The sequence below is a fragment of the Kitasatospora sp. NPDC048239 genome, assembly GCF_043202015.1.
Taxonomy (GTDB): Bacteria; Actinomycetota; Actinomycetes; order Streptomycetales; family Streptomycetaceae; genus Kitasatospora.
This window is the reverse complement of record NZ_JBICZP010000005.1, coordinates 611,429-633,629: the sequence shown is the minus strand read 5'-3', so window position 1 is coordinate 633,629 and position 22,201 is coordinate 611,429. Positions and strand designations below refer to the sequence as shown.

Here is a 22,201-nt window from a genome sequence, read left to right as displayed (position 1 = left end):
GGTCAGTGCCCACCCTGGCCGTGGTCCAACAGTCGGCGGACCAGGCCGTCCACGTCGAAGTGCTCGTGCTCGCGGCCGAGCGGGACGAGGCACTCGGTGTATCCGAGGAAGGTCCGGACGGCGGAGGCCCGGGCGCGCAGCACGACGGCGGCGTCGTCGCCGCCCAGGGAGATGAACACGGTGCCCGTGTCGGTGCCCGCGCCCGGGCAGATCCAGACGTCGCCCATCCCCGCCCACTCCGCCATCCCCGTCACCAGCAGGTCGCGGGCGAACATCCAGGTGATCGGCTCCGCCAGGTCGATGTGGCTGTCCAGGTACACCGCGTAGGGCTCGGCCCGGTCGTACCGCAGGCAGGCCTGCACCGGGACGGTGAGGCCGGGGCAGACCACCACCCGCAGTTCGAGGTACAGGGCCGTCCCCGCCGTGCCGGAGCGCTGCGGCGGGACCTTCGGGAACTCCCGGCCCGTCATGCGTACTCCCCCGTGGTCCCGGGCGCCGGCGGGGAGAACCGGGGTGGGGCGGCGAGTCGGTGCCACTCCGGGTCGGCCTGGCCCGGCACCGTCCGCCCGTATCGGATCCAGAGCGAGGCGAGGTGCGCGAAGATCGGAGCCTGCTCGTGGAGAATCGTTTCTTCACTGGCGAAGCCGCGGACGGGGAGGTCGTTTCTCATGCCTGGAGAACGACGCACCCCACCCGCGGTAACCCTCCCCGGGCCGACCGCCCGTCCTCAGTGCGCGCCCTCCGCCGCCCCGGGGCCAGGTGGGGCGACCGGTGAGGCGACCGGTGAGGCGACCGGCGCACCGGGCTCGAACCGCACCCGGGGCTCGAAGTTGGCGCGACGGGCGGCCCGGCGGAACACCGTGAGTACGGCCGGTCCGACCACCAGGATCGCGATCAGGTTGGTGACGGCCCGGCCGGTGTCCCAGCCCAGCGAGGTGGCCAGGTCGAAGAGCAGGTAGCGGTGCCACTGCTCGGTGAAGGGCAGGCCGGGCAGATAGGCGATGGAGCTGCCCGGGTCGAGCGAGAACGGCCAGAAGGACAGGTTCAGCAGGAAGCCGAAGAGATAGCCGGAGAGCGAACCGTAGACCGCGAGCAGCCCGGTCTCCCACCGCCCGCGCACCCTCGGCAGCAGCCCGGCGAGCATCCCGACGAAGGCGCAGCCGAACATCTGGTACGGCATCCAGGGGCCGACGCCGCCGGTCAGCAGCGCGGAGGCGAACAGCGAGGTGCACCCCAGGGTGAACCCGAAGCCGGGGCCGAAGACCCGCCCGGCCAGGACCAGGACGAAGAAGACCGTCTCGACCCCGGCGGTGCCCGCGCCGAGCGGCCGCAGCCCGGCGTTGACGGCGGAGAGCACGCCCAGCATGGCGAGCGCCTTGGCGTCGATCCCGCCGACCGAGATCTCCGCGATCACGACGGCGAGCACCAGCACCAGCAGGGCCCCGAAGATCAGCGGCGGGGCGTAGGAGGACCCGAACGCCCCCGGCGCGACCACGAACGGCCAGCAGAACGCGACCACGCCGATGAAGGCGGCGCACGCCACCACGATCCGCGCCCGGCCGGGGATGCGGACGGCGGCCGCCCGGGCCGCCGTCACCGCGCACCCGCCGTCGTCCGGAGCGCCTCTTCCACCTGGCGCACGGTGAGACAGGGCAGCGGCGCCAGCACCTTGGCCGTCTGGGGGGCGAAGGTCGGCGAGGCGACGATCACCTCGGCGGTCGAACCGTCGGCGACCACCTCGCCCTCGGCCATCACCACCACCCGGTCCGCCGCGGCGGCCACGAACTCCACGTCGTGGGTGGAGACCACGACGCTGCGCCCCTCGGCCGCGAGCCCGTCGACGATCCGGATCAGCGCCTCCTTCGCCTGGTAGTCCAGGCCCCTGGTCGGCTCGTCGAGCAGCACCACCCGGGGCGCGGCGGCGAGTTGGACGGCCAGCACCAGGGCGAGCTTCTGCCCTTCGGAGAGGTCGCGCGGGTGCGTCCCGCCCGCGATGCCGGGTGCCAGCCGGTCCAGGACCTCCCGCGCGGACGGACCGCCGGCGGTGGCCGACTCCCGGTCCGCCTGGGCGAGTTCCTCGGTGACGGACTCCAGGTAGAGCAGATCGGTCGGGGTCTGCGGGACGAGGCCGACCAGGCGCCGCGCCTCGGCGGCGGACAGCCGCCCCGGGTCGCCGCCGCGGCCCGCCGCGGTGACCCGCACGGTGCCCGCCTGCCGGGGGCCGGAGCCCTGCAGGGCCCAGAGCAGCGAGGACTTGCCGGAGCCGTTGCGGCCCATCAGCGCGGTGACCTGCCCGGACCTCAGCTCCAGGTCGACCTCCCGGACGGCGGCGACCGGCCCGTACCGGACGACCACCTTGCGCGCGGTGAGCACCTCCTCGCCCTCGCCCGGCGGGCGGCGCGGCGGCGGTAGGGGTTCGGCGGCGAGCCGCTCCCGCAGCGGGGCGGCGGCCCGGCGGGCGTCGCGCACGGAGAGCGGCAGCGGCTGCCAGCCGGCCAGCCGGCCGAGGTGCACCACCGGGGGCGCGACGGCCGTACGGGCGAAGACCTCGGCGGGCGGGCCGTGCACGACGGTGCCGTCGCCGGGCAGGTAGGCGACCCGGTCCGCGTACTGGACGACGCGCTCCAGGCGGTGCTCGGCGAGCAGCACGGTGACGCCGAGGTCGTGCACCAGCCGGGTGACGGCGGCGAGCACCTCCTCGGCGGCGGTCGGGTCGAGGGCGGAGGTCGGCTCGTCCATCACCAGGATCCGCGGGTGCGCCGTGAGCACCGAGCCGATGGCCACCCGCTGCTGCTGTCCACCGGAGAGCTCGTGCAGGGCGCGGTGCCGCAGCTCGGCCAGGCCGAGCAGATCCAGGGTCTCCTCCACGCGCTTGCGCATGACCTCCGGCGGGATTGCCAACTGTTCCATGGTGTAGGCGAGTTCCTCCTCCACCGTGTCGGTGGTGAAGCCGGCCGACGGATCCTGGCCGACCACGCCCACCACGTCGGCGAGCTCCCGTGGCGGGTGCTCGGCGGTATCCCGGCCATCGACGGTGACGCTGCCGCGCAGGGTGCCGCCGGTGAAGTGCGGGACGAGGCCGTTCACGGCGCCGAGCAGGGTGGACTTGCCCGCGCCGGTCCTCCCGACCACCAGGCAGAGCTCGCCCTCCGGGACGTACAGGTCCACATCGCGCAGCACCGGTTCGGCGGCGCCCTCGTACTGGACTGCGACGTGGTCGAAACGGATCACTTGGCCACCTCGGCGGGCGTGCGGTCGGACGGTCGGGCGGACCTCGGGGCGGGCACCGCGGCGCGCGCGGGGCCGCGCTCGGGCTGCGGGGCGATCAGTCCGGCGGCGCCCGCGAGGAGCACGGCGGCCGTCGGGACGGCCGGCAGCGGCGGCCAGACGAGCGGGTGGAGCGAGGGGTTGAGCTCGGTCGCGGAGTACCCGACGGTGGCGAACAGGACCACGGCGGCGAGCACACCGCAGGCCGCGACGCCCCACTCGGCGGCCCGCCACGGATCGGGCCGGTAGCCGGTGCGGCTGACCCGGCGGCCGCCGAGCACCAGGCCGGCGCAGCAGAGTGCCGCGCCGCCGGCCAGGGCGGGCAGGCCGAGCAGGGCGGGTGCGGTGCCGTCGAGCAGGCCGTACACACCCGCGCAGAGCCCGGCCATGCCGGCCAGCATCAGCGCTCCGGTGGCCCGGCGGGAGCGCCGGGTCGCGGTGCCCGAACGGCCGTAGCCGCGCGAGTCCATGGCGGCGGCGAGCCGCAGCGAGCGGTCCAGCGCGTCCTCCAGGACGGGGACCACGATGCCGCGCATCGCCCGCACCCCGGACCGGCCTCCGGCGCGCAACCGCCGGGCCCGGGCGACCCGTTGGACGCTCTGGACGAGCTGGGGGGCGACGCTGACCGCGACCGTCACGGCCACGCCCAGCTCGTAGAGGGCGCCCGGCAGCACCCGCAGCGCCCGCTTCGGGTTGGCCAGGGTGTTGGCCGCGCCGATGCAGCAGAGCAGGCAGGCCAGGCGCAGTCCGTCGAAGGCCGCGGAGAGGGTGGCCTCCAGCGAGACCGGGCCGCCGATCTCGATCCCGGCGTACCAGGCGGGCGTCGGGATGTGCGGGAGGGAGAACAACAGGTGGTCCTGCGGGGTGATGCCGGTGGCGAAGACGCAGCGGAACACCACCCGGATCGCCACCACGGCCAGTGCCAGCCACAGGTAGTAGCGGAAGCCGCGGGCCCAGGGGGCCTCGGTGCGGCGGGCGGTGACCACGTAGCCGAGCACGGCGAGGACGGTCAGCAGGATCAGCGGGTTGGTGGTGCGGCCCGCGGCGGTGGCGAGGGCCAGGGCCCAGATCCACCAGGCCAGCGGGTGCAGGGAGCGCGGCACCCGGCGGCCCCCGGACTCCTTTCGGCGCGGGGACCGCTCTGCGGCATGGGGGGTGCGCTCGGCGGGGCGCGGGGTGTGCTCGGCGGGGCGCTGGGTCGACACGGGATCAGTCCGCCTGTCGGCGGCGCCGCCGGGCGGCGAACAGCGTGGCGAGGCCGAGCCCGAGGACGATCGCCACGGCGACCAGGCCGGGGGCGATCGAGCCCGCGTCGTGCGGTGCGTCGGCGACCGGATCGGCGTCCACCACCCGGGAGGTGCCGGACGGCGACGGGGCGGCCGTGGGAGACGCGGTCTCCGGGGTGTCGGTCGCAGTGGCGGCCGGGGTGTCGGTGGGCGTCACGGCGGCGGCCGGGTCCGCAGCGGGCTGCTCGGGCGAGGGGTCGGCGGGCGGCGGCTCGGTGGCCGTGGCGTCCGGGGCCGTGCCGGTGGCGGGCGGCGGCGTGGTCCGGGCGGCGGTGGACGGGACGGGGACGGGCTTGCGCCCGGTGCCGCCGGCAGCGGATCCACCGGTGGCCGCGCCTCCCCCGCCGCCGGCGGCGGCACCGCTGCCCGCCGTGCCGCCGCCGGTCGCACCACCGGCGGACGTACCGCCGGTGGCCGTTCCCTGACCGGCTCCGGAGCCGCCGGCCGAGCCGGTGGATCCGGCCCCTCCCGTGGAGCCGGTGGATCCGGTCGAGCCGGAGGATCCTGCGGAGCCGGTCGAGCCGGTCGAGCCGGAGGACCCGGTCGTACCGGCCGTGCCGGTCGAACCGCCCGCGGCACTGCCCGACCCGGCACCTCCGGTGCCCTCGCCCACCGGGTCGGCGTTGAGCGCCCGGACGGTGTCGGGCGCGTACGCCGGGCGCCCCTGGGTGCCCTCGAGGTCGGTTGCACCGAAGATCCACAGGTCGACGCCGCCCGGCTTCGGGTGGTAGCTCATCGCCCCGAGCTGGCTGTACGACCAGGTGTTCTCACCCGGGTCGGCATGCCAGTAGGACCAGTACGCCGTCGCGGGCGGCGTCAGCACGCACTTCTCCTGCTCGGGCGGCGGGAACTGCTTGCCGCCCTGGTACCCGCTGTAGCCGATCCGGCAGATGAACGCCGGGCCGTCGTGCCCGGTGCCGGCGGTCCGCCAGCCGCCCTGGTTGAGCAGGGCGTACCCGGTGGTCGGGGTGGTGCCGCAGGAGCGCAGCAGCGGGCCGCCCCACCTGCCGAGGTCCACCGCGAGCACCACCCCGGAGCTCGTGGTGCAGCGGCCGATGGGCAGCGGGTCGGCCGCCGCCGAGCCCGCCAGGCCGAGTACGGCGGCGAGCAGGGTCAGCACGGCCAGGACTCCGGCCGGCCGGTTGGGCGTCGAGCGGTTCACCGGTGCCTCCCGGCGGACGAACGGGAACGGCGGGCGTAGGCGACGGCGCCGCCGCCGGCCAGCAGCAGGGCCAGGGCCGTCAGGGCGAGCGGCTCCACCTCGGTGCCGGTGCTCGCGAGGCCGGAGCCGGCGGGCGCGGGCACGTCGAGGCGGACCGGCGTGGCGGGGTACGCGGTGTGCCCGCCGGGGCCCGGGCGGTCGGCTGTCCGGCCGGGGGCTGGGGTGTCAACAGGGGCGCCGACAGCGGGCGGGGCGGACCCGGAGGGCGTGGCGGTCGGGGCGGTCCCGGTCGTGGTCGGCGACGCGGTCGCACTCGGGGACGCGGTCGGCGGCGTGGTCTCCGTGGGCGACGCCGTCGCGGTGGGCGACGTGGTCACCGTGGGCGAAGGAGTCACCGTCGGAGAGCCCGTGGCCGTCGGAGAGCCCGTGGCCGTCGGCGAGCCCGTGGCCGTCGGAGAGCCCGTGGCCGTCGGCGAGGGCGAACCGGTCGGCTGGGTCCCGTCGAGTGGGCGGCTCAGCGCCCCGAAGGAGGTCCCGACCGCACCGCCCAGCGCCTGGGTGGAGGCCCGGACGTCCGAGCCCTGCTGGCCCCCGGCCGCGACGTTGAAGCCGCCGTCCGGGTTCTGCTGCCCGGTCAGGAAGTCCCGGGCCCGGGCGATCTCCGCACTGTACGAGGCGGCCCGCAGGCCCAGGCCCTGGACGGCGAGGGCCGCGGAGTTGGTGGAGTCCCCGGCCGCTCCGGGGAAGCCGCCGTCGGCCAGCTGCCGGCCGGCGATCCACGCCGCCGCCCGGTCCACCGCCTGCCGCGCCGCGGGGTCGTCGGCGAGCAGGGCGAGGGCCATCGCGGCCATCGCGGTGCTGTCCACGTCCGAGTCCCCGGTGGCGGGGATCAGGCTGGGCCACGAACCGTCGGCGTGCTGAAGGCTCTTCAGGTAGCCGGCCGGGCCGGCGGCGGCCGCGGTTTCCCCCGCCCGCAGCTGCGCCATGACGCCGAGCGCCTGGGAGAACACCGAGGTGGCGTAGGTGTAGTTGCCGGCCGCCGCGCAGGCGGTGTCGGGTGCGGTGCTGGGCGCGGCGCAGACCGTCCCCGCCAGTGCGGCGATCAGGTCCTGTCCGCCGAAGTGGTGCGGGTCCCGGCCGACCACCTCGGCCAGCAGCGCCTCCTTGCCGATCGAGCCGCCGCCCGCGTACTCGGTGCCGATCCCCGTCCAGTCGTCCGCGGTGCGGCCGCTGCCGTCCGTGCCGCGCCCGTCGAGGAAGTCGGCGATCCGGCGCAGCGCCGGGTCGTCGGTGCCGGTGGCGGCGAGGGCGAAGGCCGCGTCGACGGTGAGGCCGAAGTCGGCGAACCCGGAGTCGGGGAAGGCCTCGTAGTAGTGGCCGCCGAGCAGCCGGGCCGGGTCGGTGAGGTAGCCGGAGCCCTTGGCGAGGTCGGGTGTCCGGCCGTCCGCCTGCGCGGAGTGGACGAGCGCGCCGGCGTGCGGCGCCCGGGTGCCGGCCGCCGAGGGCGGGGGCGGGGGCGAGGGGAGCGCGGCGGCGGAGCCGGGGTGGCCGAGCAGGACGGCGCTGCCCGCCGCCACGGCGAACGCGGTGGCCGCTGCGAGGGACAGGGTGCGGCGGTCTCTGCCGCTCGTACGGGTGCTGCGGACCTTCACCGGACACTCCCCAGTCGGTCGACGCGGGGCCGTGCGCAGCGAACGGCGTGCCCGTACCGGGGCAGCCGTCACCGTCGCACCGCAGTCCGCGACGGCGCTCGTGTTGCTGGACAACCCTCGGCGCAGGCATTCCGGCTCGCCCGCGCCCCTCTCGGGGGCCAGGCCTACGGTTGCGGGTCAGCGCCGGATTCGGACCGGCTTCCCCTGCTGCCGAGGAGGAAAAACGCTTCATCAGACCACGGCGCACAATCGCCGGTCAACGTTTCGCCCGGTGGTCCCTCCCCGGTGCGACGGGCGGTCACTGGCGTGCGCCCGCGCACGCCCGCCATCCTCGGCCGGGTCGGACTTTTCCGGTCAAATCGCCCGAAACAGGCCCAGGTTGACGCAGCGGCTCAAAAGAATGTCGATATCACGATCATACGAAAAGATCTATGCTGACGGGTTGCACGGACTCTCCCCGTGACCACCGCTCAAGAAGCAGGTCTTGCTCGATGAAGTTGCCCAAGGTGTCCGCCGTCCTGGCCGCCGCTGCACTCGCCCCCGCCGTACTGTTCCCGACGATCGCCTCGGCCTCCGAGCAGCCGAAGCCCGCCGGGGTGTCCGGTCCGGACACGACCACCGGCACCGCGACGGACCACGACGCGACCCAGGAGGAGCGGGACCGCGCCGAGATCCGGCGGATCCTGGCCGACGCGGCGACCGGGCCCGGCGTTCGGGCCGCCGCCGAGAAGGTGGTCAACGGCACCGCCGCCGAGCTGCGGCACTTCCTGGAGGCCGAACTCGACCGGCAGCGCCAGGACGACGACCGGGTCGAGGTCTCCAGGCTGCTCGCCTCCGGCGGTCCCGCCGTCCGGAAGGCCGCGCAGGCCGCACTCGACGGCACGTACCAGGACGTCGTCGAGTTCCTGAGGACGGGCCGGTCCAGGGCCCGCGCCGAGGACGACGACCGCGCGGAGGTCCAGCGGATCATCGATGCCCAGGAGACCGGGTACGCCGTCCGCGACGCCGCCCGGAAGGTCGTCAACGGCACGGCCGCCGAGCTGCGGCACTTCCTGGCGGCCGGCCTTGAGGACGCCCGCGTCAGCGACTACCGGCTCAAGGTGGCCCAGCTCGCGGGTGTCGGCGGGCGCGCCGTCCGGGAGGCCGCCGACCGGGCCCTGCGGACCAACACCCGCGAGGCCCTCCTCACGTTCCTGGACGAGGAGCAGTACACGGCCCGCGCCGAGGACGACCGGGTCGAGGTGCTCGCCGTCCTCGCCGACAAGGAGACCGGCCCGCGCGTCCGCGCGGCGGCCCGGAAGGCGCTCGACGGCGCTCCCGCCGACCTGCGCCGCTTCCTTGAGGCCGAGCTGGCACTCCTGCGCGAGAGCGACAACCGGGTGAAGGTCTCCCAGATCCTGGAGGCGGGCGGCCCGGCCGTCCGAAAGGCCGCGCAGGCCGCACTCGACGGCGGCTACCCGGGCCTGCTCGCCTTCCTGAGGGAGGGCCAGTACACGGCCCGGGCCGAGGACGAGGCCGGTGCGGCCGCGGCCGCGAGCCCCACCGGGCCGGTCAAGGGAGGGGAGCACTCGGCCTCCCAGACCGGACAGTCAGCCCAGACGGTGCAGACCGCCCAGGCCGTTCAGGCCGCCGGCGTCGTGCCCGGCACGGCGAAGCCCGCCCCGTCGGCCGCCACCGCGCAGGCACCTGCGGCCATGCCGGCCACGGCCCCCGACGGGCTCGCCACCACCGGGGCGGACCAGGGGGTCGACTGGCAGATCGGTGGCGGCGCCGCGGCCATCGCCGCCGGGGCCGCCCTGGTGGTCGTCGCCCGCCGCCGCTCCGCCAAGCGCTGACGACGGGGCTCCTCCGCGCCCCGGTGCCCCGAACCCTCGGCCCCCTCCCGCGGGAAGGGGCCGAGGCCGGGCGTCAGGGGGCGGTGATGCCCGGCTGGGCGCCGGCGCCGAAGGACCAGCCCTCGACCTCGCCGGGCGCCGGGTTGTAGCCGCCCGCCCCCAGGTTGCTGTACGACCAGGCGCCGCCGTGCTGCGCGTGCCAGTACGACCAGTAGGCGGTGCCGGTCGGGTTGGTGCAGGTGGTCGGCAGGGCGTTGATCTTGCAGACGAAGCCCGGGAAGCGCGGGTGGAACGCGTACGGGAACCCCGCGCCGGTCAGCGCGGCCAGGCCGCTCGCCGGGTCGCCGACGGCGCAGCCCGTCTCGATGCCGCCGCCCAGGGCGGTGAAGTCGACCACCACGGTGACCCCGGTCGTGCCGCTGCAGGCGGCGGCGCTCGCCTGCGGGGCCTGGACGCCGGAGGCGCCGAGCAGGCCTGCGGTGAGGACGGCGGTGGCGGCGAGCGAACCGAGGGTGCGGCGCGTGCGCATGGTGCTGCTCATCTGGTGTGGCTCCTGTCGGGTCAGCGGGCCGGGCAGGCCAGGACGGGGTCGGCGGGGCGGGCGCCGTGCGCGGTGAGCTCGGCCAGGCCCTTGCCGGAGAGGCCGAGGACGGCCTGGGCGGTGGCGCGGACGCCGGTCGCGGCGTTGAAGCCGGTGGCGTCGTAGGCGACGGCGCCGCGCAGTTCGGGGGCCGCCGGGCAGCCCTGCTGGAACTTGACCAGTCGGCCCCAGCCCTTGAGGCCCGGAGCGAGGCGCCCGGCGGAGAGCAGCGCCTCGGTGGCCAGGCCGGTGCTGTTGGCGTTCGAGGCGGTGGCGCCGGCTGCCGCGAAGCCGCCGTCGGCGTTCTGGTGGGCCGTCAGCCAGCCGAGGCCGGCCTGCGCCTTCGCCGTACGGCCGGTGGCCGCCAGGGCCTGCGCGGCCAGCGCGGTGGCGTCCGGGTCGGCGGTGCAGGCGGCCTGGCCGAAGGCGGTGGGGAAGCCGCCGTCGGCGCACTGGGTGCCGGCGAGGAAGTCGACGGCGGCGGCCGGGGCGCCCTCGGGCGTGCGCTGCAGGGAGATCAGCGCGAGCGACTGGCCGAAGGAGTTGCTGTAGTCGCCCCACTGCGAGCGGTCGGAGAAGCGGCCGCTCGCGCTCAGCAGGGAGCGCAGCCGGGCCGGGAGGTCGACGCCGCCGAAGGCCTTCGGGTTCTCGCCGCGGACCTCGGCGGCCAGCAGCAGCTTGGCGGTGGCGCCCGCGTAGGCCTCGGTGGTGCCGTCGCCGAGGTATCCGCTCAGGATCTCGGGCCTGGCCAGCCAGGCGGTGGCCCGGGCCGCGGCCTGGTCGGAGCCGCCCGAGGCGGCGAAGGCCAGCACGGCGTCGATGGTCAGGCCCTGGTCCGGGTAGGCGGTGCCGTCGAAGACGCTCTCGAAGTGGTCGCCGTCGACCAGTCGGCGGGCAAGCCAGCCGGCCGCGGCGGCGTCCGGGCGCAGGGTGGCGGCGGCCGAGCCGGTGGTGGTGGCCGACCCGGTGGCGGCGGCCGACCCGGTGGTGGAGGCGCCGGCGGCCGGGGCGGCATGGGCGGTGGAGGCGGGCAGGACGGCGCCGAGGACCAGCGCGGGTATCGCCAGGAGGCCGAGGGTCCGGTGGCGGACGGGCATGGGAGGCCTTTCCGGGCCTGGGCGCACGGGGTCCACCGGGTACCGGCCGGGCGGGGCCGGGCAGCCGTCGGAGCTCCGGCCCGCAGACCACGACGGGAGGAGGGGACACACAGCTCCGCCGGCGGGTACTCGGGCTCGCCGCCGACAGTCGTCGGCGGCCTACCGTTGCGGGTCAGCGCCGGATTCGAACCGGACTTCCCCCGTCGGCGGAGTTCAGAACATTGACGGCTCATCATGTCGGCGCCGCCGGGACAGGGTCAAGGCCCGGCTGCGTCACAGCCCGGGACGGTGCCCGGCCCGCCCTGCTCCCGGCAGCTGCGGTCGGGCCCGCGCCATCCACCCCGCAGCTGCGAGTGGAACCGCACCTTTGGTCCAGCACCTGCAAGCCGATGGCTCAACGGCCCGGCAGCCGATTCGGTGACCGCCTCGGTGACCGCCTCGGTGATCGGCTCGGTGATCGGCCGTTGATCGGACGTAGAACCGCTGCGTGGAGCATCAGGTCCCGGAGAAACCGGCAAGTCGGCCACCGCCCAGCCACCGGGATCCGTTCGGCACACCACGGCCGGGCGAGACTCCCGCGCCACCGGCGCACCTGGGCGGTGCTCGACGAGAGCGACCGGACCTCCGTTGTTGTCCAACGCACGGAAGGCAGACGAGGCATGGACGGCGGTCAGTCGGAGCAGTCGACGGCGGGATTCGGGGAGTTGCTCAGGGTACGGCGCGAACGGGTCGGACTGACCCAGCAGTGCCTGGCCGATCACGCGACCCTCAGTGTCCGGGCGATCCGCGACATGGAGAGCGGGCGGGTACAGCGCCCGCGGCAGGAGACGGTTCGGCTGCTGGCGGACGCGCTGCGGCTGGAGGGGCGCAACCGTTCGGTGTTCGAGGCGGCGGCGCGCCGGCGCGTGCTGGGCGAGGAGCCGGACGGCGAGCCGACCGCGCCGCCCGTGGCCCGCGGGGCGATCGTCGGGCGGGAGGTGGAGGTCGAGGTGCTGGCCGACGCCCTCGCCGTGCACGGGGACCGGCTGGTCTCGGTGGTGGGGCTCGGCGGGGTCGGCAAGACCCGGCTGGTCCTGGAGGTGGCCCGGCGGCTGCACCTCGCGGCCCGCTGGTCGGTGCACTGGGTGGACTGCCGCAGAGGTCCGGACACCGACCGGGCCCGGCACGAGGAGCTCGCCCGCACGATCCGCGACCGGCCCACCCTGCTGGTGCTGGACGGCGCGGACGACGGGGTCGACCCGGCCCTGCTGGACTGGTTGTTCCACCGCTGCCCGGGCCTGCGGGTGCTGATCACCGCCCAGGTGCCGCAGCCGCTGCCGGGCGGCCAGGTGATCCCGCTGGCCCCGCTGCCCACCCCCGGCCCCGAGCTGGACCACGATCCGGCCGCGCTGGCCGAGGTCGGCGCGGTGCGGCTGCTGCTCGCGCACATCCGCCGGCTGCGGCCCGGCTTCCGGCTGGAGCCCGAGGAGGCGCCCGCGGTCGCCGCGCTCTGCCGGCACCTGGACGGCCTGCCCGGCGCCCTGGAGCCCGCGGCCGCCTGGACCCTGGTGCAGTCGCCCCGGCAACTGGTGGCCCGGCTGGCCGACGGTCCGTTCCAGTTCGCCTCGCCGCCGGTGGCGTACAGCGGGCGCGGCGACGTCCGGGAGTCCCTGGGCACGGCGCTGCTGCGGCTGACGCTCGGTCAGCGAGCCCTGCTGGACCTGCTCGCGGCCGAGCCCGGCGACTGGTCGGGCGAGGACGCGGTGGCGCTGAGCGGGTGGAGCCCGCAGGAGTGCCTCGGGGCGGTGCACGAGCTGCTGTCCCGCGGGCTGATCCGCAGTGTGCCGGCCCAGGACGGGGTCCGCTTCACGGTGCTGAACCTCTGCCGGCTGATCTGCCGGGAGGAGCGCGAGCGCTGGCTGTCGCCGGTCGGAGCCGCCCGCGGCGGCGGGCACGACGTGTACCCGCTGCTGGAGGCGGTGGCGGGCTGATCCCGCCCGCATCCTGCCGGACGGGCTGCCGATCGATCCCGCCCGCATCCTGCCGGACGGGCTGCCGGACGGGCTGCCGGACGGGCTGCCGGACGATCCTGCCCGCATCTTGCCGGACGACCTGCCGGTCGCGGGGGCGGGGCGTGCCTAGCGTTCTCCGGGCAAGCACTCACCGGGGCCGCGGAAGTCGGTGCGGCCCGGGTATTCGGATCCGCCGGGCAGCCGGTCCGAGTACCCGGGGACTCCCGGGGTGGCCAGGATTCCCATTTCTACCGACGAGGGTTGTGCCGTGGAGCAAGGAAAGGTCGAGAAGTCCGCTCTGGAGGTCGTCGTGACGACCATGGCCTCGGATTCCCACACCTGGAATCTGGTCTTCCTTCAGCTGCTGTTGGAGGAGCTCGGCCACCGGGTGACCAATCTGGGCGCGTGCGTCCCGGACGAACTGATCGTCGCCGAGTGCCGCCGGATCGAGCCGGACCTGATCGTCCTCAGCAGCGTCAACGGGCACGGCTACCAGGAGGGCCTGCGGGTGATCGCGGCCCTGCGGGCCCGCCCGGAGCTGCGGCGCACCCCGACCGTGATCGGCGGCAAGCTCGGCATCGCCGGCTCCAACGACCCCGGCCGTCCGCAGGCCCTGCTGACGGCCGGCTTCGACGGCGTCTTCGAGGAGGGCGGGTCGGTGGAGGAGTTCCGCACCTTCGTCCGGGCTCTGCACTCCGGGGTACTGCTGTGACGGCGTTCGGCACCTTCGTCGGGCAGGCCAGGGCGGCCGGCGCGCTGGTGGTCCAGCCCCGGATGGGCATGGGCGACCCGCTGCTGATGCGCGACGGCCTGCTCGCCACCCGGGCGGCGGCCGCCGTCACGGTCGGCACGATCACCCTGGACAGCTACACTCGGACCGGCGACCACGCCGCCGCCCGGCGGGCCCTGACCGAGGGCGCCGGACTCAACGGCTACCCGATCGCCACCCACCCGGTGGACGTCACCCGCGGAGTGTTGCGCGGGGTCGCGGACGCCGGGTTCCCGGTGCAGGTCCGGCACGGATCCGCGCTGCCGGAGAAGATCTTCGCCGCGCTGCTGGCGGCCGGCCTGGACGCCACCGAGGGCGGTCCGGTCTCGTACTGCCTGCCGTACAGCCGCACGCCGCTGCACGAGGCGGTGGCCTGCTGGCAGCGCTGCTGCGAACTCCTCGCCTCGATCCGGGAGTTCGGCGCCGAACCACATCTGGAGACGTTCGGCGGCTGCATGATGGGCCAGCTCTGCCCGCCCGGCCTGCTGATCGCGATCAGCGTGCTGGAGGCGCTGTTCTTCCGGCAGCACGGCCTGCGCAGCGTCTCCCTCAGCTACGCCCAGCAGGCGAACCTGCGCCAGGACGAGGAGGCCCTCACGGCGCTCGGCCGGATCGCCGCCGAACTGCTGCCGGACGTGGACTGGCACATCGTCGTCTACACCTACATGGGGGTGTACCCGCGCTCGCCCGGCGGGGCCAGGCTGCTGCTGGAGGAGGCCGCCCGGCTGTCGGTGCGCGCCGGCGCGGCGCGGCTGATCGTCAAGACCACCGCCGAGGCGCACCGGATCCCCACCATCGGTGAGAACGTCCAGGCGCTGGAGGCCGCCGCGGCCGCCGCCGCGGACGAACGCGGCCGCCCGCCCGCCCCGGAGCCGCCGGACACCGGCGTCGAGGCCGAGGCCCGGGCGCTGATCGAGGCCGTCCTCGGCCTGGACGCCGACCTCGGACGGGCGCTGGTACGGGCCTTCGCGGCCGGCTACCTCGACGTGCCGTACTGCCTGCACCCGGACAACGCCGGCCGGTCCCGCAGCGCGCTCGGGCCGGACGGCCGGCTGCACTGGTCCGCGGTCGGCTCGATGCCGATCGCCCGGTCGGCGGACACCGGCCGCCCGCCGATCCTCGGCTCGGCCGAACTCCTCGGCGCGCTCTCGTACGTGCAGCGCAGCTACGACCAGCGCGCCCGGCAGGCCCCGGGCAGGGCCGCACACGCTCCCCCGCCACCGGGGATCTCCGCACCAGGCATATCCGCTTCACTTTGAGGGATGGGACTCCTACGCCATGACCGAAGACGGGCTCACCGCGACGACCGGCCCCGGGCGCACACCGCCCACCGACCCCGGGCGGCACCTGACATCACCGACCACCCGCAGCGCGCTGCGGATCCAGCACCAACTGCTCAGCTCGGCCCGGGAGTACCTGCGCGGCCACGGGTTCACCGAGCTGCTGCCGCCGATCATCGGCCCGGTGACCGACCCGGGCGCGCGCGGCTCCAAGCAGGTCGACATCGACTTCTACGGGCACCGCTACAAGCTGATGACCAGCGCCATCCTGTACAAGCAGGCCTCGCTGCTGGCCTTCGACAAGATCTTCTGCATCGCGCCGAACGTCCGTCTCGAGCCGCTGGAGACGGCCGGCACCAGCCGCCACCTGGCCGAGTTCCACCAGCTCGACGTGGAGGTCGCGGGCGCCGACCGCGACGAGGCCGTCCAACTGGTCGAGGACCTGGTGGTGCACACGGTCGCCGCCACCGTCCGTGAGCTGCCCAAGGACTTCGCCGAACTCGGCCGGGACGTCGGCGCGTTCACCGAGCTGCTGAAGGGCTCGTTCGGACGGATGCGGCACTCCGAGGCCGTCGCCGAGCTGCGCGGCGCGGGCCACCCGCAGAGCCCGGACGCCGAACTCGACTGGGCCGGCGAGGCGTTGCTGTCCTCCCGGCGGGACCGCCCGCTGTTCGTCACCGACTACCCGAAGGGCTCGCGCGGCTTCTACGACCGCGAGTGCCCCGAACAGCCGGGCCTGCTGCGCAACTTCGACCTGCTCGCACCGGAGGGCTACGGCGAGCTGTGCAGCGGCAGCCAGCGCACCAACGACTACGCCGACATCGTGACCCGGATGCGGGAGACCGGCGAGAACCCGCAGAAGTACCGCTGGTACCTGGACCTGGTGCGGGAGGGCGTGCCCGCCAGCGCCGGCTTCGGCATCGGCGTCGAGCGGCTGACCCGCTACGTCGCCGGGCTGGACGCCGTCTGGCAGGCCAGTGCCTTCCCCAAGCTGGCCGGGGTGGTGTCGCCGTGAGCGACCTGGTGGCACCGGACTTCCCCGAGGAGGAGGTCCGACTGCGGGCCCGCACCGGCCCGGCGGCCGCCTTCCCGCCCGCCGGGGAGTACGGCCGGGTGCTGTTCGGCGCCGGGCGTCCGGACGGTACGGCCGACCGGCCGGACGCGCTGGACGCGCTGCGCCTGGTGCCGCCGGTTTTCATGCCGCAGCGGCTGGCGCGGCTGATCGACCTCGGCCGGGAGCCGGACTACCGGGACGTCGAACTCGCCACCGACATCGGCGGGTTCCGCTCGGCGCTGCCGGTCTACGTCTCCGCGCTGGGCTCCACCCGGGCGGCCGGCGGCGACCTCGGCCTCGCCCTCTCCCGCCAGGCCGGCGCGCTCGGCGTGCCGATGGTGATCGGCGAGAACGTGGTGCCGGTGAACGGCTACGGCCGGCTCGGCGAGGACGCCGACCGCGCGCTGCTGGGCCGGCTGCGGGCCTACACCGACGGCCTCGCGGACGGGCTCGCGGACGGCGGCGCGGACGGCCTGGGCGGGGTGGCCGTCCAGCAGAGCACCGAGGACGCCGACGCGGAGGTGTGGAACCTGGTCTACAGCGACCCGGCGGCGCTGCCGCTGCTGGAGTCCGGGCGGCTGGCCTTCGAACTGAAGGTGGGCCAGGGCGCCAAGCCCGGCCTCGGCGGCATGACGGTGCTGGACGCCGAGGCGGCCGCACGGATCGGCGACCGGTACGGCCTGGACCCGGTGTTCGGCGAGGGCCGGGTGCTGCGCTCCGGCACCCCGGGCACCTTCACCGCGGAGATCCTGCGCCAGCAGGTCCGGTTGATGCGCAACAACTTCCCGCGGGCGCGGGTCTGGGTGAAGCTGCACCCCGGCCGGGACGTCGCGCAGGCCGCCCGGGTGGCCGCCGAGGCCGGGGCGGACGCCGTCACGGTGGACGGCGCCGAGGGCGGCACCGGCTGGGCGCCCGGGGCCTTCCCGCGGCACGTCGGGCTTCCGCTGGCGGAGTGCCTGCGCCGGCTGGCCGACGACCCGCCGCCCTGTCTGCTGGTCTCCGGCCGGATCTGGGAGGGCAGCCGGGCCGTCAAGAGCCTGGCCCTGGGGGCCCGCGCGGTGGGCCTCGGACGGGCCGCACTGCTCGCCGCGGCCGAGGACCGGGACGCCGGTCTGACCCGTTTCACCCGGTGCCTGGCCCTGGAGCTCCGCCTGCTGATCAGCGCGCTCGGAAAGTACACGCCGCAGGCCCTGGACCGCGACGACGTCTGGTCCCCCGCGGAGCCCGGCCGCTAGGGCCCGGGATTCGGAACGCACGGCCCGGGACCCGGAACGCACGGCCCGGGAGCAGCCGACGGAAATCAAAGAATCCCCGGAGAACGGCGCCCGGAAAACCGTCCGAACGGCGCCGCCGGAAATGCGAACCACCCGGAGAGCGGTCGGCGGAAAGCGGCAGTCGGAAACTGCCCATTTCCTTCCCCGCTTTCTGCCGATCGGGCCGGTGAATTCGCCCTATCGTCGAGATCGTCGCCATTGTTTCATCAATTCATCGGGGTTGGATGATGTCCTCACGCGGTTTCCCATTCGAATCCACGGCGCGCCGGTACCCGGAGCGACCGGCCGTGCGGCTCGGCGGCCGGACGGTCCGCTACCGGGAGCTCGACGAGCTGAGCGGAGCGCTGGCCGACCGGATCGCCCCCGGCCGGACGCTCGCCGTCACCGGCCGCGACCGGCTCGACCACATCGTCGCGATGCTGGCGGCCTTCCGGGCCGGCGCCACCTATCTGCCGCTGGACCGGGAGGCCCCCGAGGAGCGCAACCGCTGGATCGCCGAGGACGCGGGCGCCTCCCTCGCCCTGGCCGGCGAGGAGCTCACCGCGCTGGACGGCCCGGCCGCGGCCGACGCCGGGGCCGGGTACGTCATCTACACCTCGGGCACCACCGGCCGCCCCAAGGGCGTGCACGTGCCGCTCGCCGCGCTGACCGGCCATCTGGCGGCCGCCGCCGAGCGGTTCGGCCTCACCCCGGACGACGTGGTGCTGCACTTCGCCCGGCCGACCGTCGACGTGGCCGTCGAGCAGGTGCTCACCGCGCTCTGCGCCGGCGCCTGTGTGGTGATCCCGGAGCAGCAGCTGCTGGCCCCGGCCGCCCTGCTCGACCTGCTGGACGCCGAGGGCGTCACCGTGGCCAACCTGGCCGCCGGGTACTTCCAGGACGTGGTCGCGGCGGTGCGCGAGCGCGGCCGGGCCCCCCGCTCGCTGCGGCTGATGATCTCCGGCAGCGACCGGCTGCACCCCGACACCGCGGCCGGCTGGTGGGCGGCCACGGGCGTGCCGCTGCTCAACGCGTACGGGCCGACCGAGACCACCGTCACCGCCACCGTGCACGAGGCGGCCGGCACCGCGGCGGCCCCGGAGGCGGGCGTCGTGCCGATCGGCACCGCACTGGGCGAGCGCCGGCTTTACGTGCTGGACGAGCGGCTGCGGCCGTGCCCGCCCGGCACGACGGGCGAACTCTTCGTCGGCGGCCCGCTGCTGGCCTCCGGCTACCTGGGCCGGCCGGGGCAGACCGCCGGACGGTTCGTGGCGGACCCGTTCGCCGCCGACCCGGGCGCCCGGATGTACCGCACCGGGGACCTCGTCCGGCGGCCGGCCGAGGACGCCGCGCTGGAGTTCGTCGGCCGCGCCGACCACCAGGTCAAGATCCGCGGCTTCCGGGTCGAACCCGGCGAGATCGAGCAGGTCCTGGCCGCCCACCCGGGCGTCGCCGGGTGCGTGGTGGTGGCCCACGAGGGCCGCCTGGCCGCCTACGTCACCGGTACCGCGCCCGAGTACGCCGCCGTCCGCGCGCACCTCGCCGAGCGGCTCCCCGAGCACATGATCCCGGCGACCCTGACCGCCCTGGACGCCTTCCCGTTGACCGCCGGCGGCAAGGTGGACCGGGCCGCGCTGCCCGCGCCGCAGCCGGTGCCCGCCGCCCGGCCCGGCCGGCGCCCCCCGCGCACCCCGGCCGAGCAGCTGATCGCGGCGGTCTGGTCGGACGTTCTCGGGGTGCCCGAGGTCGGTGCCGACGACAACTTCTTCCACCTCGGCGGCGATTCGCTGACGGCGGTGCGGGTGGTCGGCCGGGTCTTCGACGTGTTCGGCATGGTGTCGCCGTACACCATCTTCGACGCGCCGACGCTGGCCGGGTTCGCCGCGGCGGTGACGGCCGGCACAGGCGGCGGCGGCGAGCGGCCGGCCCTGACCAGGGCCGGTGCCACCGAGGCGCCGCTGTCGAAGTTCCAGCGCGGCCTGTGGTTCCTGGAGCAGTGGAACCCGGGCGCGCCGACGTACCTGGTGCCGTGGGTGTTCCGCTTCGCCGGCCCGGTGGACCCGGAGCTGCTGCGGGCCGCCCTGGCGGGCGTGGTGGCGCGCCACGAGAGCCTGCGCACCACCTTCGTCCTCGGCGAGGACGGGCCCCGGCAGGTCGTCCACCCGTCGGTGGAGCTGCCGTTCACCCTGGTCGACACCACGGCCGGGCTGGTCGACGGCCTGCTCGCCGAGGCCGCGCTCGAACCGTTCGACCTGGAGACCGGTCCGCTGCTGCGGGCCCGGGTGTTCCGGGCCGGCGACGCGACCACGATGCTGCTGCTCTGCCACCACATCGTCTGGGACGAGGGCTCGCTGCCCGTCCTGGAGGGCGAGCTCCAGGAGCTGTACGCGGCGCTCGTCGAGGGCCGCCCGGCCGACCTGCCCGAGCCGCCCGTGCAGTACGCCGACTACAGCGCCTGGCAGTACCGGGACGAGGCCGAGGCCGAGCGCCAACTGGAATACTGGCGAGAGCAGTTGGCCGACGCCCCGACCGATCCGGTGCTGCCCGCCGACCACCCCAGGCCGGAGGTGCAGGCCTTCCGCGGCGCCTTCCACCGCTTCGCGATGCCGGCCCCGGTGGCCGAGGCCGTCCGGGAGCTCGCCCGCAGCGAGGACGCCACCCCGTTCATGGTGCTGCTGGCCTCGCTCGCGCTCACCCTGCACCGCCGCACCGGTCAGCGCGACCTGGTGCTGGGCTCCCCGGTGAGCGTCCGCGGCCGGACCGAACTCGACGGCCTGATCGGCTACTTCGTCAACCTGCTGCCGCTGCGCGTGCGGGTCGGGGAGGACGTGTCGTTCCGCGAGCTGGTGCGGCACGTGCGCGAGGTGTCGATCGGCGGCTACCGGCACCAGGACGCGCCGTTCGACGACATCGCGGGCGCGGTGCTGGAGGACCGCCCGGAGGACCGCAACCCGCTCTGCCAGGTGCTGCTGGAGCTGCACCCGCTGGACACCCGCCCGCTGACCGTCGGCGGCGCCGAGGTCACCCGCGAGCTGCACTCCAACCCGGTCTCCCGGTTCGACCTGTCGATCTCCGTCGACGACCGCGGCACCGGCTTCACCGGCCGCTTCGAGTACGACAGCGACCTGTTCGAGGCCGCCACCATGGCCGGGCTCTGCGACGGCTGGCTCGCCACCCTGGCCGCCGCCGTCGAGGTGCCCGTGCACGCCCTCTTCGAGGAGCGGGCCGCCCGCACCCCGCAGGCCCTCGCCCTGGTGGCCGGCGAGGAGCGGGTGACGTACGGCGGGTTGAACGCCGGCGCCAACCGGCTCGCCCACCACCTGGCCGGGCTCGGCGTGGGCCGCGGCGACACCGTGGCGGTGCTGGTGGAGCGCGGACCCGACCTGGTGACCGCGCTGCTGGCGGCGCTCAAGACCGGCGCCGCGTACACCCTGCTCGACCCGGACTTCCCGGCCGAGCGGCTGGCCGGGGCGGTCGCCGACAGCGGGGCCCGGCTGCTGGTCACCCACCGGCACGCCACCCCGCCGTTCCCGGTGGCGCACCACCTGGACCTGGACGAGGACGCCGCCGCCCTGGCCACCCGCCCCGGGCACGACCCCGGGACGGCGGTCGGCGGCGACGACCTGGCCTGCGTGATGTTCACCTCCGGCTCCACCGGCCGCCCCAAGGGCGTGGCCGTCCCGCACCGGGCGCTGACCGGAACCTACCTCGGCCAGGACTACGCCCGCTTCGGCCCCGAGGAGGTCTGGCTGCAGTGCTCGCCGGTCTCCTGGGACGCCTTCGCCCTGGAGCTGTACGGCGCCCTGGTGTTCGGCGGCACCTGCGTCCTGCAGCCCGGCCAGCGCCCCGACCCGGAGACCATCGCCGCCCTCACCCGGCGCCACGGGGTGACCCAGCTCCAGCTCTCCGCCAGCCTGTTCAACTTCCTGCTGGAGGAGTTCCCGGACACCTACACCGGCCTGAAGACGGCCTTCACCGCCGGTGAGCGGGCCTCCGTCACCCATGTCGCCAAGGCCCTGGAGAACCACCCCGGCCTGCGGGTCGCCAACGGCTACGGCCCGGTGGAGAGCCTCGGCCTGACCACCTGCCACGAGGTCACCCCCGCCGACACCGGCGCGGCCTCCGTCCCGATCGGGCGGCCGCTGCACGGCAAGGGGATCCACGTCCTGGACGAGCGGCTGCAGCCGGTCGAGCCGGGGGTGACGGGCGAGCTGTACGCGTCCGGCAGCGGCCTGGCCTACGGGTACGTCGGCCGCCCGGCGCTCACCGCCGAGCGCTTCGTCGCCTCGCCGTTCGGCGGCGACGGGCAGCGGCTCTACCGGACCGGCGACCTGGGCCACCGCACCGCCGAGGGCGTCCTGGAGATCACCGGCCGGATCGACGACCAGATCAAGATCCGCGGCTTCCGGGTCGAACCGGGCGAGATCGAGGACCTGCTCACCCGGCACCCGGACGTCCGGGAGGCCGCGGTGACCGTCCACGAGCCGGTCCCCGGCGACCAGCGGCTCGCCGCCTACGTCACCGCCGGGACCACCGTGCCGGACCAGGACGCGCTGCTCGACCACCTGGCCCGGCTGCTGCCCGCGCACATGGTCCCCGCGACCCTCGACGTGCTGGCCGCGCTGCCGCTCAACCCCAACGGCAAGATCGACCGCCGGGCGCTGCCCGCCCCCGCCGAACGCCGCGCGGCCCCCGCGCCGGCCGACGCGCTGAGCCCGACCGAACGCCTCGTCGCCGACGCCGTGCGCGAGGTCCTGGACCTCGCGGAGGTCGGGCGCGAGGACAACTTCTTCCGGATCGGCGGCAACTCGCTGGCCGCCGTCCGGGTCGCGATGCGGCTCTCCCGGGAGACCGGGACCCGCGTCCCGCCGCACGTGGTGTTCCGGGCCAAGACCGTGAGCGCCATCGCCGAACGGCTGGCCGCCCGATGACGGGCCGCACCCCGACCGGGGGGATCCCGCAGATGAGGAGCGAG

The 22,201-nt window shown here is 75.6% G+C and carries 16 protein-coding genes and 2 riboswitches; of the genes, 7 read left to right on the top strand and 9 right to left on the bottom strand.

Features of this window, described 5'->3' with window-relative positions; genetic code table 11:
• Window positions 1–2: 2 nt before the first annotated feature.
• The 7 genes from ACGFZP_RS17265 to ACGFZP_RS17235 all read right to left on the bottom strand — a co-directional run bounded on the left by ACGFZP_RS17265 (window position 3) and on the right by ACGFZP_RS17235 (window position 7,367).
• Window positions 3–470: an SsgA family sporulation/cell division regulator gene (locus tag ACGFZP_RS17265; protein ID WP_392933288.1), complete on the bottom strand. Its 468-nt coding sequence runs from the start codon at window positions 468–470 to the stop codon at window positions 3–5.
• Complete coding sequence (locus tag ACGFZP_RS17260; RefSeq protein WP_392933285.1) at window positions 467–670, bottom strand: hypothetical protein; 204 nt, start codon at window positions 668–670, stop codon at window positions 467–469. The genes ACGFZP_RS17265 and ACGFZP_RS17260 overlap by 4 nt, the downstream gene beginning before the upstream one ends.
• A gap of 57 nt (window positions 671–727) precedes the next feature.
• A complete protein-coding gene (locus ACGFZP_RS17255) occupies window positions 728–1,597 on the bottom strand; it encodes an ECF transporter S component (protein WP_392933283.1) in 870 nt (289 codons plus the stop codon).
• On the bottom strand, window positions 1,594–3,231 hold the full coding sequence (locus ACGFZP_RS17250; protein ID WP_392933280.1) for an ABC transporter ATP-binding protein: 1,638 nt from the start codon (window positions 3,229–3,231) through the stop codon (window positions 1,594–1,596). Before ACGFZP_RS17250 ends, ACGFZP_RS17255 begins: the two co-directional genes overlap by 4 nt.
• Window positions 3,228–4,370 (bottom strand): CbiQ family ECF transporter T component, encoded by a 1,143-nt coding sequence (locus ACGFZP_RS17245; protein ID WP_392933511.1) that lies wholly within the window; start codon window positions 4,368–4,370, stop codon window positions 3,228–3,230. The genes ACGFZP_RS17250 and ACGFZP_RS17245 overlap by 4 nt, the downstream gene beginning before the upstream one ends.
• A 106-nt stretch (window positions 4,371–4,476) precedes the next feature.
• Complete coding sequence (locus ACGFZP_RS17240; protein ID WP_392933277.1) at window positions 4,477–5,715, bottom strand: hypothetical protein; 1,239 nt, start codon at window positions 5,713–5,715, stop codon at window positions 4,477–4,479.
• A complete protein-coding gene (locus ACGFZP_RS17235) occupies window positions 5,712–7,367 on the bottom strand; it encodes a prenyltransferase/squalene oxidase repeat-containing protein (RefSeq protein WP_392933274.1) in 1,656 nt (551 codons plus the stop codon). Before ACGFZP_RS17235 ends, ACGFZP_RS17240 begins: the two co-directional genes overlap by 4 nt.
• Before the next feature lie 103 nt (window positions 7,368–7,470).
• A riboswitch (cobalamin riboswitch) is annotated at window positions 7,471–7,631 on the bottom strand.
• 227 nt (window positions 7,632–7,858) lie between these two features.
• On the opposite strand from ACGFZP_RS17235, the gene ACGFZP_RS17230 reads away from it, so the two are divergent.
• Entirely contained in the window at window positions 7,859–9,202 is a 1,344-nt protein-coding gene (locus ACGFZP_RS17230) for an ALF repeat-containing protein (protein WP_392933272.1), read from the top strand.
• 73 nt (window positions 9,203–9,275) lie between these two features.
• On the opposite strand, the gene ACGFZP_RS17225 is transcribed toward ACGFZP_RS17230, so the two are convergent.
• Together ACGFZP_RS17225 and ACGFZP_RS17220 are read right to left on the bottom strand one after the other, a co-directional pair.
• Entirely contained in the window at window positions 9,276–9,743 is a 468-nt protein-coding gene (locus tag ACGFZP_RS17225; protein ID WP_392933269.1) for a flagellar hook-length control protein FliK, read from the bottom strand.
• 20 nt (window positions 9,744–9,763) lie between these two features.
• Entirely contained in the window at window positions 9,764–10,879 is a 1,116-nt protein-coding gene (locus ACGFZP_RS17220; RefSeq protein WP_392933268.1) for a prenyltransferase/squalene oxidase repeat-containing protein, read from the bottom strand.
• 102 nt (window positions 10,880–10,981) lie between these two features.
• A riboswitch (cobalamin riboswitch) is annotated at window positions 10,982–11,120 on the bottom strand.
• Between the two features lie 418 nt (window positions 11,121–11,538).
• Between ACGFZP_RS17220 and ACGFZP_RS17215 the strand changes: the two genes are divergently transcribed.
• The 6 genes from ACGFZP_RS17215 (at window position 11,539) to ACGFZP_RS17190 (ending at window position 22,157) form a co-directional block, all read left to right on the top strand.
• Window positions 11,539–12,849, top strand: a complete 1,311-nt coding sequence (locus ACGFZP_RS17215) for a helix-turn-helix domain-containing protein (protein ID WP_392933266.1) — start codon at window positions 11,539–11,541, stop codon at window positions 12,847–12,849.
• Between the two features lie 289 nt (window positions 12,850–13,138).
• Window positions 13,139–13,582 (top strand): cobalamin B12-binding domain-containing protein, encoded by a 444-nt coding sequence (locus ACGFZP_RS17210; RefSeq protein ID WP_392933264.1) that lies wholly within the window; start codon window positions 13,139–13,141, stop codon window positions 13,580–13,582.
• Window positions 13,579–14,898: a methylaspartate mutase gene (locus ACGFZP_RS17205; protein ID WP_392933261.1), complete on the top strand. Its 1,320-nt coding sequence runs from the start codon at window positions 13,579–13,581 to the stop codon at window positions 14,896–14,898. Before ACGFZP_RS17210 ends, ACGFZP_RS17205 begins: the two co-directional genes overlap by 4 nt.
• 19 nt (window positions 14,899–14,917) lie before the next feature.
• Window positions 14,918–15,934, top strand: a complete 1,017-nt coding sequence (locus tag ACGFZP_RS17200) for an asparagine synthetase A (RefSeq protein ID WP_392933260.1) — start codon at window positions 14,918–14,920, stop codon at window positions 15,932–15,934.
• Window positions 15,931–17,208: a glutamate synthase-related protein gene (locus ACGFZP_RS17195; protein WP_392933257.1), complete on the top strand. Its 1,278-nt coding sequence runs from the start codon at window positions 15,931–15,933 to the stop codon at window positions 17,206–17,208. Before ACGFZP_RS17200 ends, ACGFZP_RS17195 begins: the two co-directional genes overlap by 4 nt.
• A gap of 263 nt (window positions 17,209–17,471) precedes the next feature.
• Complete coding sequence (locus ACGFZP_RS17190; RefSeq protein ID WP_392933254.1) at window positions 17,472–22,157, top strand: amino acid adenylation domain-containing protein; 4,686 nt, start codon at window positions 17,472–17,474, stop codon at window positions 22,155–22,157.
• The last annotated feature ends 44 nt before the right edge of the window (window positions 22,158–22,201 follow it).